Raw genomic sequence first — 13,912 nt, 5'->3', positions numbered from 1 at the left:
TATTACTCCGTTATCCATTCTGTTTTACTTTCAATAGGCTCACGTTTACCTTCACCAAATTCTCCATCAAAATTACCCATATAGAAAAATCCTAAACATTTTTCACCATTGGCTAAGCTTAAAAACTCCCCCATGTGTTTTATGAGTCCCGGTGAAGACCAATACGACCCAATGCCCATATCCGTGCACTGCAACCACATATTCTGAACTGCCATAGCAACTGCAGCAACCTCTTCCCATTCCGGAATCGATTCATTAGGATCTCTTTGCATGCAAATTGCAATAATAGTACTTGCCATTTTAGGATTTTCCTGCAGCTTTTTAATCTTCATTGCTTTTGGCTTAGGATCAAGCTCTTCATATTTTTTAGATAAGAAATTACCTAACCTACCTTTTGCTTCCCCTTGAATCACTTTAAATCGCCATGGCTCTGTACACTTATGGTTAGGTGCCCAATTTGCCGCTTCTAACACCTTTTCTATATCTGCCTTCGTAATTGGTGTATCATTATATTGCACCGGAAATACCGATCGTCTCTTTTTGATTATATCTAATATCATATTTTCGTTGTTCGTTGTTCGTTAATCGTTAATCGTTGCGCGCATAGCGCAATTCGCAGCAAGCTCTATTCTCTATCTTCTATTTTCTCCCATTTGTAACCAAAGTAAAATTAAGATTTGAAAACCTCATTCTATGTTACATAAGTATTAAAACTTGTCTTTTAAAAGCAACTCCATACAATTCTTAAGTACAGGGTTGGTATGTTCCTTTTTCCATATCACCGATAGTTCTGCTCGTTGGGGAATATCATTTAACTCCACAAACTTCACCTTCATTTGAAATCCGTTTTGCAAAGAAGTAGGTACAATTGCAATACCCATGTGATTTTCTACCAGCTTAAAAATGGTATGTGCATGAACCGATTTGTGCGAGACTTTAGGTACAAAGCCCGCATCTTTACAAATACTCATAATGGTATCGTAGTATAAAGGACTATATGCCTGACTAAATAATATAAAATCTTCTTTGGCAAATCTTTCCATACCGTCAAATTCCCTGGTCAGCATAGGGTACCTTTCTGGTAAAACCAAAGAAAAGGTATCGGTGAAAACGGTTTTCATTTCTAATGTACTGGGTACTCTAGATACCCGTACAAAACCCATATCTAACTGATCATTTAAAACGGCATCTACTTGAGCAATATTTGACAATTCTTCTAAAGATGTTTTCACTTTGGGGTAGACATCTTTTATCTGTAATAATAACTTAGGAATCACCTGTTGCATGGCAGAACCTAAAAAGCCAATTCGTAATTCGCCACTATTACCATCGCCCACCAATTTTAATTGCCGCTCTACTTTTTCAAGATGATTTAAGATATATTCAACCTCCTTTTTTAAATAGTGACCAGCAGGTGTAAGCGCCACTTTCTTCTTGTTTCTTTCAAATAATTGGGTCTCTAAAATCTCTTCCATCTGCTTCACCTGCCTACTGAGTCCCGGTTGGGAGATAAACAGTTTTTCCGCAGCCTTTCTAAAGTGCAATTCTTGCGCTACCGCTAGGAAATAGGTAAGGTGGCGCAATTCTATTTGATTACTCATAGTTATGAATTGATGACAAAATTGATATTACCAAGTATTAAAAATAGGTATTAATTTTAAGAAAAATACTGAAAAGCGAAAGCTATGAGCAAACAGGCATTTAAATTAGGCGAAGATTGGCTTACTACAGGTACAGCAATGCAAATTGTAAACCATGAATATACTATTACACTTTCTAAAGCTACAGAACATAAAATAAACGAGAGCTGGAAAATTGTACAGAACATTGTAGAAAAAGGTCTTCCTGTGTATGGTATCAATACCGGATTTGGACCATTATGCACAACGAAAATATCAAAATCGGAAACCAATATTTTACAGACCAATATACTTCAAAGCCATAGTGTAGGTATTGGCGAACCTATAGCAAAAGATATTGCTAAATTAATGTTGATCCTTAAAGCACAATCTCTTGCAAAAGGATATTCCGGTATAGCATTGAACACCCTTAGGCGTATTATATGGCATATAGAGAACGATGCTATTCCAGTAGTTCCTTCTCAAGGATCTGTGGGCGCTTCGGGAGATTTGGCGCCATTATCCCACCTGTTCTTACCACTAATTGGTTTAGGTAAGGTAGAATACAAGAATGAAACGATAACTACTGAAACCCTTTTCAAAAAAACAGGATTGAATCCAATTGAATTGGGACCAAAAGAAGGGCTGGCATTGATAAACGGCACACAATTTATAGCTGCACATGCCGTAAAAGTGGTAGCACAATTACATTCTATTTTAGCTCAGGCAGATGTTATTGGTGCTATGATGATAGAAGGTTTACAGGGTTCAGTTAAACCATTTTATAACGAGCTTCATGCACTTCGTCCTTTTAAAGGTAATGTGCATGTGGCAAAACGAGTAAAGAAATTATTAAAGGGCTCTGAAATTATGGAAGCCCATGTAGATTGCGAAAAAGTTCAAGACCCCTACTCCATCCGTTGTATTCCGCAAGTTCATGGAGCTTCAAGAACAGCTTGGTTACATTTAAAAGAATTATTAGAAGTAGAGTTAAACTCGGTTACTGACAATCCCGTAATTATAGATGAAGAATTGACCATTAGTGGTGGTAATTTTCACGGTCAACCTTTAGCCATGGCATTGGATTATGCGTGTTTGGCTGCATCGGAAATCGGTAATATTTCAGACCGGCGTATTTATTTATCGTTAGAAGGAAACAGTCCTGGTGTACCCAAATTACTTATGAACGACACCGGCATCAATTCCGGATATATGATTTTACAATACACCACCGCAGCATTGGCAAGTGAGAATAAGGGACTTTGCTTTCCATCAAGCGCAGATAGTATTCCTACTTCCCTTGGGCAAGAAGATCATGTGAGTATGGGCTCTATTGGTGGCAGAAAAGCATTGCAAGTCATAAGCAATGTAGAGAAAATATTAGCTATTGAGTTGTTAACAGCAGCACAAGCATTTGAATTTAGAAAACCCCTAAAGTCCGGCATTTATTTAGATGAAGTACATAATGCAGTACGTGAGCAAGTAGCTTTTGCAAGTAAAGACCGGGTATTTGCAGACGATATTGAAAAAGGTCTTGCTATGATAAAAGATCAGACCATACTTAAAGTTATAGACCGTGTACAAGCAGAACATAACATATCTTTAAAGACAAAACACTCAGAAGAGTTCGAAAACTACTAATCTAATGACAAAAAGAACACTTATAGGTCCGTTTAAACAAATCATTCCTATGACCGGCATGGCATTGAAAGGTGCAATTGCCGACCATGAGCTTGATGTTATTATTGAAGGCGGAATTGTTATAGAAAACAAGGTAATACTAGCCACAGGAAATTTTGATGACTTGAAATCAGAATATCCTCAAGCAGACATCCAATTATTAAAAGGAAATCATGTTTGTCTTCCAGGCTTTGTAGATGCCCATACCCATATTTGCTTTGGTGGCTCGCGCGCCAAAGATTACGCCATGAGAAATGCCGGTAAATCATATCTGGAAATTGCAAATTCCGGTGGTGGTATTTGGGATACCGTTACCGAAACCCGAAAGGCGAGTACTGAAGAATTGACCAAAAACACCATTAAAAGAGCCAATCGGCATTTAAAAAATGGCACCACTACACTAGAGGTTAAAAGTGGATACGGATTAACAGTAGATGAAGAATTGAAAATGCTTCGCGCAATTAAAGAAGCGAACAAGCAAGCATTACCAGAATTGATTTCTACGTGCCTTGCAGCGCATATGTTACCAAAAGATTTTGAGGGAACAGAAAAGGAGTATCTAAAACTAATAAGTGAGAAGTTGTTCCCTGTTCTTAAAGAAGAAAACCTCACCCATAGAATGGATGCTTTTATTGAACAAAGCGCTTTTTCTGCCGATGATATTCAGGCGTATTTCTCAAAAGCTAGCGACATGAATTTTGATATTACCGTACATGCAGATCAATTCTCAACAAGCGGAAGCAAAGTTGCCGTAAATCATAATGCTCTTAGCGCAGACCATCTAGAAGCTAGTACAGATTCAGAAATTGCACTTTTATCAAACAGTGATACCATTGCCGTAGCATTACCTGGAGCCTCTATAGGGTTAGGATGCGATTTTACACCCGCACGTAAATTATTGGATGCCGGTGCAGCAGTTGCCATTGCTAGTGACCACAACCCTGGCTCTGCACCAATGGGCGATTTACTGACCCAAGCCAGTATTCTGGGAACATTCGAAAAACTGACCAATGCCGAGGTCTTGGCAGGAATCACATTTAGAGCAGCGGCAGCTTTAAAACTAGAAGATCGCGGCAAATTGGAAGCGGGACTTTTAGCTGACCTGGCGGTATTTCATTCAGACAAATACCAAGATATTCTATACAACCAAGGAAATCTAAAACCATGTATGATTTGGAAAAATGGTGAGTTGGTTTTTGATAGACATAAAGCCCCCTAGCCCCCAAAGGGGGAACTCTTAAAATATTCTAATTCTATAGCTCAAAATATTAAAGATGGATTTTAAGTCAGAAATACAACAAGGGATACCTACTGAATTACCTCCAAAAAAGGAGCGTTCTTCAGCGGTTAGTCACGCCCCAAACCGAAAGCAGATATTATCTAAAGAAGAAAAACAATTGGCGATTAGAAATGCCTTGCGTTATTTTCCGGCGGACTGGCATGCGGTATTAGCTCCTGAATTTGCTGAAGAATTAAAGACCTATGGCAGAATTTACATGTATCGTTTTCAACCCTCTTATAAGATGTATGCCCGTGCTATTTCAGCATATCCGGCACAAACTAGTCACGCTGCAGCCATCATGCTCATGATTCAGAATAATCTGGACCCTGCCGTTGCACAACATCCGCAAGAACTTATTACCTATGGTGGTAACGGAGCCGTTTTCCAAAATTGGGCGCAGTACCTATTGACCATGCAGTATTTATCTGAAATGACGAACGAACAAACCTTACATATCTATTCCGGCCATCCTATGGGAATGTTTCCGTCATCTAAAGAAGCTCCTAGGGTTGTGGTCACAAACGGAATGATGATTCCGAATTACTCCAAACAAGACGATTGGGACAAATACAATGCACTAGGTGTCACCCAATACGGACAAATGACTGCGGGTTCGTATATGTACATTGGTCCTCAAGGTATCGTTCACGGCACTGCCATTACTGTAATGAATGCTTTTAGAAAAGTGTTAAGCGCAGATGAAAATCCCAATGGAAAAATATTCTTAACTGCGGGATTAGGCGGAATGAGCGGTGCACAACCAAAAGCCGGTAACATTGCCGGATGCATCACCATTTGTGCAGAAGTGAATCCGCTTGCAGCAAAAAAGAGGCATGAACAAGGTTGGGTAGATGAATTGATTGAAGATTTAGATGTTTTAGTAGCAAGAACAAAGGAAGCGACCTCTAAAAATGAAATCGTTTCACTGGCGTTCATTGGCAATGTGGTCGATGTATGGGAACGTTTTTTTAAAGAGGACATATTCATTCACCTTGGTTCAGACCAAACTTCTTTGCATAATCCGTGGGCAGGTGGTTATTATCCAGCAGGATTGACTTTTGAAGAATCTAATGAAATGATGAATCAGGATCCTGATGCGTTTAAAACAAAAGTGCAAGAATCGCTACGTAGACATGCAGAAGCCATCAATCAGCATACAGCAAGAGGCACCTATTTCTTTGATTATGGCAACGCCTTTTTGTTAGAAGCTTCAAGATCCGGTGCCGATGTAATGGCAGAGAACAAAATAGATTTTAAGTATCCGTCTTACGTTCAAGATATATTGGGACCCATGTGTTTCGACTATGGATTTGGGCCATTTCGTTGGGTATGCTCTTCTGGAAAAATAGAAGATTTACAAAAAACCGATGCCATTGCATTACGTGTATTAAAAGAAATAAAAAAGATTGCACCCCCAGAAATTCAACAGCAACTATCAGACAATATCAAATGGATATCCGAAGCTGAGCAAAACCGTTTAGTGGTTGGTTCCAAAGCACGAATTTTATATGCCGATGCCGAAGGAAGGGCAAAAATAGCCTTGGCTTTTAACGAAGCAATTGAAAATGGAGAATTAAGTGCCCCTGTAATTTTAGGTCGGGACCACCATGATGTTAGTGGCACAGATTCGCCATACAGAGAAACTAGCAATATTTATGACGGTAGCAGGTTTACCGCAGACATGGCCATACATAATGTGATTGGCGATAGTTTTAGAGGAGCAACTTGGGTTTCTATACATAATGGCGGCGGAGTTGGTTGGGGTGAAGTCACCAATGGCGGATTCGGAATGGTATTAGACGGATCTAACGATGCAGCACGTAAATTAAAAAATATGCTTTTCTACGATGTAAACAACGGAATAGCCAGACGTAGTTGGGCTAGAAACAAAGAGGCGATGTTTGCTTTACAACGTGAAATGGAAAGAACGAAAACCCTAAAGGTTACGGTACCAACATTAGTTGATGAAAAACATATAGAAAATTTATTCTAAAACACTTTACAAAATTACAACACACTAAAAATGAAACAAATACTAATTTAACATATATAAAATGTAAGATTTATACTACTTTTCCGTTCTATTAAAATACTTTTTAGAATTTTAAATTCCCCCAATTTTTAGGCAGTTTAAGATTTCATAATTGCTAAAAAAAAGAATTACATGTCCATTTATAAGTTAGCAAATACCGATAATTGGTTTGGACGAAGCTCTGAACAACAACTTTATCTGCACGAAAAAGTATCATTTTCTAACCTAAACGAACCTTTCTCTGTTACCACTAAAAAGACTATTGCATTATTAGGCTATAACAGTGATGAAGGGGTTAGGCGCAACCAAGGAAGAGTTGGTTCAGCCATGGCCCCTGATGCTATTCGAAAGCAATTAGGTAAAATGCCAAATCATTTAGACAAAGATACCCAACTACTAGATTTTGGAAATTTAGAATGCAAACATCAAAATTTAGAGGAACTACAGAAAAAATGTGCCAATGCAGTAAGCTTTTTAATAGAAAATAGAACAACCCCAATACTTATTGGAGGTAGTCATGATTTATCTTATGCTCATTATAATGGGTTATTACAACATATAAAACCTGAAGAAAAAATAGGAATTATAAATTTTGATGCTCATTTTGACCTAAGGGCTAATACAAATGGCAATAATTCTGGCACCCCATTTTACCAAATTGCCTTAGACCATAATAAAAATGGTCAGTCTATCAAATACATGCCTTTAGGCATACGTAAAGATGCCAATACCAAAGACTTATTTGAATTCGCAGAGTTGCACCAAGTCAACTACCTCTTTCAGGAGTACTTTAACATGAACTACCTTGAACATGTACAATTAAGGATTATTCAATTTCTTGAGGATGTAGATTATGTATACACTACAATAGACTTAGATGGATTTTCTTCCGCTTTTGCACCAGGTGTAAGCGCACCTTCACCAATGGGTTTTTCTCCAGATATTGTAAATGAAAGTTTAAAACTTATTATAGAGTCCGGGAAATTAGTGGGGTTAGATGTGGTAGAACTAAACCCAAAGTATGATATTGATGACCAAACGGCAAAGTTAGCCGCCTCATTATTGCATTACGTAATACATAAACTATAGGGTTAAAACAAAAAAAGCCTCCCTTAATGGAAAGCCTTTCATTGGGTTCTATCGATTAAATTCGATAAACACAATTGCCTCAAATTGCTTTGAGACACAACACAACGCCGTAAAGGTAATAAGAGTTTTTTAATTAAAAAACGGTCTGTTCATTTCTTGTAATAACTATACTACTTTTAAATATTATTGCCCCTCATCAGCTTTGAACAATTTATAGATATATTGCTTCTCTTTTAAAGTGAATTGCTTCTCTTCAAACCAATCATGAATCCGTATTTTTTCATTTTCTATTTGGGCATTTCTAATTGCTTTTAAAGAAACAATATGCCAATGCGAGCCCTTATTCCTATTAACAGAATAGCCAACATCTTCCATAATATAGGACTGTTTAGGTCTATTAATAAGTCTTACCCCATTCTTTAAAACCGCCAGGGTTTCGGTAAGTCGTACTACTTCAGAAAAAGAATAACGTGCAAAATCGCTGAATCCGTTCTGTTCAACATTATATAATTTGTCTCCAATTTTAAGGGTATCCATAGCTCAAAAAAGCTACAAATTTAAAAGGACAAGTCAGTTAATGAAATTAAAATTGGGTATAGTTATTCACAAAATAAATGGATAAAAAATCTTGGAAATCACATATTATGCCATTCCCTTCATGGTCAACAAAGTAGTTGCCCAAACTATCAAAGAAGATAAAAATATACCTATCGTATTCGCCAAAAAGGCTTTCTTTCTTTCAATCTTAAATAGGTAGCTAGCAATACTACCGGCATAAACACCAGTACCCGGTACAGGTAACATTACAAAAAATATGAGTCCGAAGAAACCATACTTCTTAATTTTATCTCCAGAACCTGTTTTTGCCCTTCTTGCTACAAATAATGCGTTCTTTTTATAAAAATGCCATCTCAACAAATACCTATTAACGGTATTTAAAAAAAACATCATAATAGGAAACACAAGAACATTGGCTAAAAAACAAACTACAAATACCACATAAATATTAGCCCCTTGCAGCAGACCATAAGGTATACCAACTTTAGCCTCTCCTAGTGGGGAGATGCTCCAAAGTGCTGCTATAAGTATATCTTTCAACAATTGTCTTTTTTAAGCGAATGCAAAATTACGTTGTTCTAGAAAAAAATAATGCCATTTATTTCATAAATGTTGTCAATTGGTCAATTATACAGGTGAATGACCGTAAAACACCTAGCGTTGGACTTAAGGAAATGAAAAATCCAAGATTATGATATGACACCATAGGCCTTAGACCATAATTAATCGGTATTTTTAATAGCTTACAACAACAACTAATTTCAACGCTTATCCATCATGACAAAAAAGAATTCTAGAAGGTCGTTTATTAAACGAGCTTCAATAACCTCTGCTGCTTTAAGCTCAACTCCATTTCTACTTGCAGCATCAAAAAATGAACCTCAGCTCTTACAAAGAGATTATTCTTTTCAAAACTATCGCATAAATGACCAAATTAACATAGCCTTGATCGGCACGGGTATTCAGGGTATTTATGATACTCAGGCCGCATTGCAAGTAGCAGGTGTAAAACTCGTAGCCGCATGTGATTTATACACGGGCAGATTAGATCGTGCAAAAGAACTTTGGGGCGACAATATTTTTGTAACAAGAGATTATCGCGAAATTTTAAATAGAAAAGATATTGATGCCGTAATAATCGCAACTCCCGATCATTGGCACCAAACTATCACCGTAGCAGCACTAAAAGCAGGTAAACACGTGTATTGCGAAAAGCCAATGGTACAGAATTTTAATGAAGGGCAAGAGATTATAAAGGCACAAAAGAGTTCTGGTAAAATCTGTCAAATTGGTAGCCAAGGTATGGCATCTCTTGGTAATGAAAAAGCAAAGGAACTTTATGAAGATGGTGCTATTGGCGATATTGTAATGCTGGATATGTATAATGACCGTTATTCATCTGAAGGGGCTTGGCAATATCCTATTCCCACAGATGCTACCAACGAAACAGTTGATTTTGATACATTTTTAGGCAGCGCTCCAAAAGTAGCTTATGACAACAACCGTTTTTTTAGATGGAGAAATTATCAAGATTATGGCACAGGCGTTGCTGGTGATCTATTTGTTCATGCATTTTCCTCTTTAAATTATGTCATTAGTTCAGACGGTCCTAATAGGGCTTTGGCAACCGGAGGTCTTCGCTATTGGAAAGATGGTAGAGATGTCCCTGATGTTTCCATAACGCTGTATGATTACCCAGAGACCGAAACCCATGCTCCTTTTAATGCTGCATTTCGCATTAACTTCATTGCCGGTAGTGGCGGTGGTGGTGGTTTCAAATTGATAGGCACCGAGGGCGAAATGGAAATAGACCAGAATTCGGTTACCGTAAATCGTTCTAAACTAGGCATGGAGCCAAGTGGATATTCTATGATATCGTTTACAGAAGATATGCAAGCAAAAATACGAGATGAATATGCAGCTAAAAGATTAAACACTAGAGCTGGCAGCTTGGCGACTGGCACAACAACCTGGAAAGCACCAAGAGATTATAAAGGAGCTCATTATGATCATTTCTATAATTTTTTCACCAGTATTAGAGATAACGGAAAAGTAATACAAGACCCAAAATTCGGATTAAGAGCTGCAGGCGCAGCACTTTTGGCAAACGAAAGTTATTCTAGAAAACAACCTGTAAATTGGAGTCCAAAAGAAATGAAACTGCTGTAATTAATCTTCTTCAACCTCTACGAATTGAATATGGCGTTCTAAATTCTCTTCTATAGAAATAAAAGATTCTATACCACGTATTCCAGAAATGCTAAGAATTTCATCTTGATACACCTGCTTGTAGTGAAAGCTATCTCTTGCATGCATCTTTATGAATACATCGTATTTTCCGGTTACGTGGTGTATTTTCACTACTTCTTCAATCTCGTTCAACCTCGCCATAACTTTTTTGAAAAGACTTATTTCACTTAAAAAAATACCTAAGAAAATAGTCATTTTCCAACCCATTTTAGCATAGTCTAAACTTAAAGTAGCGCCAGTAATTAATCCCATTTCTCTCATCTTTCGCATTCGCATATGTACCGTTCCCGGAGACACAATCAATTTCTTGGCTACATCCGTATATGGTGTTTGTGCATTTTCAGCTAAAATGTTTAAAATATTAAAATCAACCTGATCTAATTTGTTTCTCATCTGTGCTAATGGTTTAAATGGCTATTTCAATAAAAGCTAAATTTTAATTGAACAATTGTAGGCTTTTACACTATTTTAACAAAAATAATTTATAGTTATCTAATTTTTCGTATTAATATGACAATAAAAAAGCCAATAATTGAGGTTTTGTTTATTTTTATGTAATCAAATTATTGATTACATAAAAAGCACCTTTAACCCAAATATTACCAATTTGACATATTTCAATTAATCAATTATTTAAAATTGAATTTACAGGTATAATTGAGGTTAAAAACTATCAATTCCACAATAAAAACAACCATGACCACCCCCTATACCTATCCTTATATATAATAGGTATTTCCATAATTCTTGAACATTCGATAATATTGTTTAATCAGAAACATCAACAATTATCGGCACAAAAACAGTGACTTTACACAAACAAAAAGGTCGTATTTCTATCTCCTTTTTATGATGTATAAAAACAGTCTTATTACAACATTTCAAACTTAAACACATATGAAAACATCAGTAAACAGAAGAGATTGGCTTAAAAAAGGAGTACTTACCGCAGCAGGTGTAATGGCAGCACCTTATTTAACCTATGGTGCGTTCCCGTCGCAACCTATAACAGTAGATGCGAAAGGAAATATACCTTACACTCCGTTTTTTAAAGAGTACCTACCCTATTCACCAACGAAACCTTTAGAGCTTGCAGCAAAACTGAATGCGAACGAAAATCCATACGGACCCTCACCAATGGCTGTCTCTGCAATGCAGGAATATGCACCAAAAGGGAACAGATATGCTTGGAAAGAGTTGTATCAACTTATGGATAAGATCGCTGTAGAAGAGGGTGTAAAGCAAGAGAATATTATGATGGGACCTGGGTCTTCCGATCTATTGGAGAAAACAGCGATGGTATTCTTCCAAAATGGAGGGAACATTGTTTCTGCAGACCCAGCATACATGTCGCTAATCAAAGTTGCAGAAGCAACAGGAGCAACATGGAAACCGATTCCTCTAAAAAAAGATTGGTCTCATGATTTAGCAGCGATGGAAGCTGCTGTTGATGACGAGACTAAATTAGTATACATCTGTAACCCAAATAACCCAACAGGTAGTATGACCGACCATACAGAACTGATTGATTTCTGTTCTCGTGTATCTGAAAAGACTCCAATTTTTGTTGATGAGGCATATTTAGGTTTTTTAGACGATGCAGCTAAAAAGAGTATGGTATCACTTATCAACCAAGGTAAAAATGTAATCATTGCGCGTACGTTCTCTAAAATACAAGGTATGGCAGGTTTACGTGTCGGCTATGTAGTTGCCCAACCGGAAACATTAAATATTATACAAAAAATCACCCGTGGCGGCATGGGTATTTCCTTACCATCAGTATATGCCGCAATGGCAAGTATGGATGACACTGTCTTTAAAGACAAATCTAGAAAACTGAACAAAGAATGTAGGGAATATGTTTATGAAAACCTTGATCGCCTAGGTTTTGAATATGTGCCCTCGTCTACCAGTTTTATCATCTTCCCCATACAAATGGACGGAAAGCCGTTTTTAGAAAAAATGACTGCGGAAGGTGTTGGTGTACGAGCTTTTGAAATCTACGGAAAAAACTGGTGTCGAGTTAGTATGGGTACTATGGATGAGATGAAGTTATTTACGACCGCACTTGAAAAAGTGCTCGTTTAAGTTAGAATTAGTCCCGGAGTTGAAGAGAGAGAAGAATTGCCTTGACACAACTACCTTGAATTCAACTCCTTCGGACTAATTATAGATACAGCACTGAGAACTTCATTAACGAAACCTACCAAAAAATGGATTTTGCATTACAAAAAACCCTTGAGTTAATTCTTATAATTGGCATTGGGGTGTTATTACAAAAGAAGGTTGCAAAGCAAGATTTAAAAGGTGTTAAGGTCCTTATTTTAAGTGTGGCCCTACCAGCGACTATTTTTGTAGCCCTTTTAAAAATAGAACTTAACGGAACCTTATTGGTTTTTCCGCTAGCAGCCTTAACATTTAACCTTCTCATGTTATTGGCAACCAAATACTTTTTGGCAGCATCATTACACAAAGAAGAAAAAAGTAAAAAACGGACCTTGATGATGCTTTTACCATCTACCGCACCCGGTCTTTCCTGTTTTCCATTTATTGTAACTTACTTAGGTGACGACACTTTGGCACTGGCCGCACTCGCAGATATTGGAAATAAAATATTTGTTTTGATTTTACTTTATATGTTAGCCATGCACTGGTATAGAAAAAACGCTGTTATAGAAAAACAAGAATCTTCTTCTGCCAAGTTAAAAGGTCTATTTATATCATTGATCAATGAACCTATAAATATTGTAATCGTAGTAGGTTTATTGATGTTAGGCTTTGGACTAAACCTCTCTTCACTACCATCATTTTTTCAAAATACAGCGTTGAGCATTAAAGATCTAATGACACCGTTAGTACTACTATTTATTGGTATGGCGGTTAGAATCAATAAAGGAGAGTTCAAACTGATCATTTCTATGCTGTTTCGTAGAATGGGACTTGCCTTTTTATTGAGCGGTCTTTTTGCATATGCCATACCTGCATTGACACCGGCAATGATATTATTATTAGTTGTATTTCCTCAAAGTGCCTGTAGCTTTTGGCCATTTGCACATATGAGTGCCATACAGTCAATGGAGGGGAAAGATAAACAACCCAACCCAACTTTCGATGTTAACTTCGGATTGAATATTTTGGCATGCTCCCTACCTTTTTCCACCTTGTTGATTATAGGGATATTTTCGTTTAGCGATTACTTTATAAATCCAATAACTTTACTTGGTTTAGGCGCTCTTATTTTAGCAATTTCCTTTGCTCCAGATATACTTAAAGCTAACAGTTTCAGAACAGACAGAGAGCGAAAAATTACCCGTAATTCTCTAAGAAAAAAAGTAAAATTAACGATTGCCAAAGACAACTACGAAAACAAAAATTCTTTGAACGACGCCAAGGCAAGCTAAA

General features: G+C 37.1%; 12 protein-coding genes. 7 read left to right on the top strand and 5 right to left on the bottom strand.

The features are described 5' to 3' along the window. Nucleotides 1-2: 2 nt before the first annotated feature. Both P177_RS03060 and P177_RS03055 read right to left on the bottom strand, forming a co-directional pair. Nucleotides 3-560 (bottom strand): nitroreductase family protein, encoded by a 558-nt coding sequence (locus P177_RS03060; RefSeq protein WP_036151717.1) that lies wholly within the window; start codon nucleotides 558-560, stop codon nucleotides 3-5. A 147-nt stretch (nucleotides 561-707) separates the two neighbouring features. Then, nucleotides 708-1,601 carry a LysR family transcriptional regulator gene (locus tag P177_RS03055; RefSeq protein WP_036151715.1) on the bottom strand — a complete coding sequence of 298 codons (894 nt, stop codon included), beginning with the start codon at nucleotides 1,599-1,601 and terminating at the stop codon, nucleotides 708-710. 84 nt (nucleotides 1,602-1,685) lie between these two features. Between P177_RS03055 and hutH the strand changes: the two genes are divergently transcribed. The 4 genes from hutH (at nucleotide 1,686) to hutG (ending at nucleotide 7,702) form a co-directional block, all read left to right on the top strand. Further along, nucleotides 1,686-3,260, top strand: a complete 1,575-nt coding sequence (gene hutH, locus P177_RS03050; RefSeq protein ID WP_036151713.1) for a histidine ammonia-lyase — start codon at nucleotides 1,686-1,688, stop codon at nucleotides 3,258-3,260. A gap of 4 nt (nucleotides 3,261-3,264) precedes the next feature. Beyond that, nucleotides 3,265-4,518: an imidazolonepropionase gene (hutI, locus tag P177_RS03045; RefSeq protein ID WP_036151711.1), complete on the top strand. Its 1,254-nt coding sequence runs from the start codon at nucleotides 3,265-3,267 to the stop codon at nucleotides 4,516-4,518. Between the two features lie 55 nt (nucleotides 4,519-4,573). After that, nucleotides 4,574-6,574, top strand: a complete 2,001-nt coding sequence (locus tag P177_RS03040) for a urocanate hydratase (RefSeq protein ID WP_036151709.1) — start codon at nucleotides 4,574-4,576, stop codon at nucleotides 6,572-6,574. A gap of 171 nt (nucleotides 6,575-6,745) precedes the next feature. Further along, nucleotides 6,746-7,702 carry a formimidoylglutamase gene (gene hutG, locus P177_RS03035; RefSeq protein WP_036151707.1) on the top strand — a complete coding sequence of 319 codons (957 nt, stop codon included), beginning with the start codon at nucleotides 6,746-6,748 and terminating at the stop codon, nucleotides 7,700-7,702. Between the two features lie 183 nt (nucleotides 7,703-7,885). Here the strand turns inward: hutG and P177_RS03030 are convergent, their stop codons facing one another. Then, nucleotides 7,886-8,239, bottom strand: coding sequence for a hypothetical protein (locus P177_RS03030; RefSeq protein ID WP_036151705.1), 354 nt, complete (start codon nucleotides 8,237-8,239; stop codon nucleotides 7,886-7,888). A gap of 105 nt (nucleotides 8,240-8,344) precedes the next feature. After that, a complete protein-coding gene (locus tag P177_RS03025) occupies nucleotides 8,345-8,803 on the bottom strand; it encodes a COG2426 family protein (RefSeq protein ID WP_036151703.1) in 459 nt (152 codons plus the stop codon). 234 nt (nucleotides 8,804-9,037) lie between these two features. On the opposite strand from P177_RS03025, the gene P177_RS03020 reads away from it, so the two are divergent. Then, nucleotides 9,038-10,429 carry a Gfo/Idh/MocA family protein gene (locus P177_RS03020; protein ID WP_036151701.1) on the top strand — a complete coding sequence of 464 codons (1,392 nt, stop codon included), beginning with the start codon at nucleotides 9,038-9,040 and terminating at the stop codon, nucleotides 10,427-10,429. Here the strand turns inward: P177_RS03020 and P177_RS03015 are convergent, their stop codons facing one another. Then, nucleotides 10,430-10,903: an Lrp/AsnC family transcriptional regulator gene (locus P177_RS03015; RefSeq protein ID WP_036151696.1), complete on the bottom strand. Its 474-nt coding sequence runs from the start codon at nucleotides 10,901-10,903 to the stop codon at nucleotides 10,430-10,432. 504 nt (nucleotides 10,904-11,407) lie between these two features. On the opposite strand from P177_RS03015, the gene P177_RS03010 reads away from it, so the two are divergent. Then, a complete protein-coding gene (locus P177_RS03010; protein WP_036151694.1) occupies nucleotides 11,408-12,598 on the top strand; it encodes a pyridoxal phosphate-dependent aminotransferase in 1,191 nt (396 codons plus the stop codon). A 125-nt stretch (nucleotides 12,599-12,723) separates the two neighbouring features. After that, nucleotides 12,724-13,911 (top strand): AEC family transporter, encoded by a 1,188-nt coding sequence (locus P177_RS03005; protein ID WP_209435179.1) that lies wholly within the window; start codon nucleotides 12,724-12,726, stop codon nucleotides 13,909-13,911. Nucleotide 13,912: the final 1 nt, after the last annotated feature.

Origin of the sequence: Maribacter forsetii DSM 18668, assembly GCF_000744105.1 — a bacterium.
Taxonomy (GTDB): domain Bacteria; phylum Bacteroidota; class Bacteroidia; order Flavobacteriales; family Flavobacteriaceae; genus Maribacter; species Maribacter forsetii.
This window is presented reverse-complemented; position numbering and strand designations above follow the sequence as displayed.

Bases quoted from the DNA above. Each gene is read 5' to 3' on its own strand.
- P177_RS03060 (WP_036151717.1), bottom strand. From the start codon at position 560: ATGATATTAGATATAATCAAAAAGAGACGATCGGTATTTCCGGTGCAA.
- P177_RS03055 (WP_036151715.1), bottom strand. From the start codon at position 1,601: ATGAGTAATCAAATAGAATTGCGCCACCTTACCTATTTCCTAGCGGTA.
- hutH (WP_036151713.1), top strand. From the start codon at position 1,686: ATGAGCAAACAGGCATTTAAATTAGGCGAAGATTGGCTTACTACAGGT.
- hutI (WP_036151711.1), top strand. From the start codon at position 3,265: ATGACAAAAAGAACACTTATAGGTCCGTTTAAACAAATCATTCCTATG.
- P177_RS03040 (WP_036151709.1), top strand. From the start codon at position 4,574: ATGGATTTTAAGTCAGAAATACAACAAGGGATACCTACTGAATTACCT.
- hutG (WP_036151707.1), top strand. From the start codon at position 6,746: ATGTCCATTTATAAGTTAGCAAATACCGATAATTGGTTTGGACGAAGC.
- P177_RS03030 (WP_036151705.1), bottom strand. From the start codon at position 8,239: ATGGATACCCTTAAAATTGGAGACAAATTATATAATGTTGAACAGAAC.
- P177_RS03020 (WP_036151701.1), top strand. From the start codon at position 9,038: ATGACAAAAAAGAATTCTAGAAGGTCGTTTATTAAACGAGCTTCAATA.
- P177_RS03015 (WP_036151696.1), bottom strand. From the start codon at position 10,903: ATGAGAAACAAATTAGATCAGGTTGATTTTAATATTTTAAACATTTTA.
- P177_RS03010 (WP_036151694.1), top strand. From the start codon at position 11,408: ATGAAAACATCAGTAAACAGAAGAGATTGGCTTAAAAAAGGAGTACTT.
- P177_RS03005 (WP_209435179.1), top strand. From the start codon at position 12,724: ATGGATTTTGCATTACAAAAAACCCTTGAGTTAATTCTTATAATTGGC.